The 449-nt window shown below is 70.2% G+C and carries 1 protein-coding gene; it reads left to right on the top strand.

The genetic code is table 11. The annotated features are described in order from the left end of the window. Window positions 1-449, top strand: a 449-nt coding sequence (locus AC1DIQ_RS18960) for an amidohydrolase family protein (RefSeq protein WP_478050602.1), incomplete at both ends; no start/stop codon positions are given.

The raw sequence follows: 449 nt of genomic DNA, 5'->3' as shown, positions 1-449 counted from the left end.
CGCTGAACCAGACCCACGTCTACCCGCTGGGCGCGCTGACGCTGGGCCTCAAGGGCGAGATCCTGACCGAGATGGGCCAACTGACCGAGGCCGGCTGCGTTGGCTTCAGCCAGGCCGAGATGCCGATCCGCAATACCCAGGTGCTGCTGCGCGCGATGCAGTACGCGCAGACCTTCGGCTACACGGTGTGGCTGCGTCCCGAGGACCCGTTCCTCGGCGGCGGGGTGGCGGCGAGTGGCGCGGTGGCGTCGCGGCTGGGCCTCTCGGGCGTGTCGGTGATCGCCGAGACCGTGCGCCTGCATACGATCTTCGAACTGATGCGCACCACGGGCGCGCGCGTGCACCTGTGCCGGCTGTCGTCGGCGGCCGGGCTGGAGCTGGTGCGGCAGGCGCGCAAGGAAGGGCTGAGGGTGTCGTGCGACGTGAACATGCACCATGTGGCGCTGACG

It is taken from the genome of Stenotrophomonas sp. 05L413, from assembly GCF_056397945.1.
Note: the sequence above shows the minus strand (reverse complement) of the source record. Positions and strands in the feature narration are given on the sequence as shown.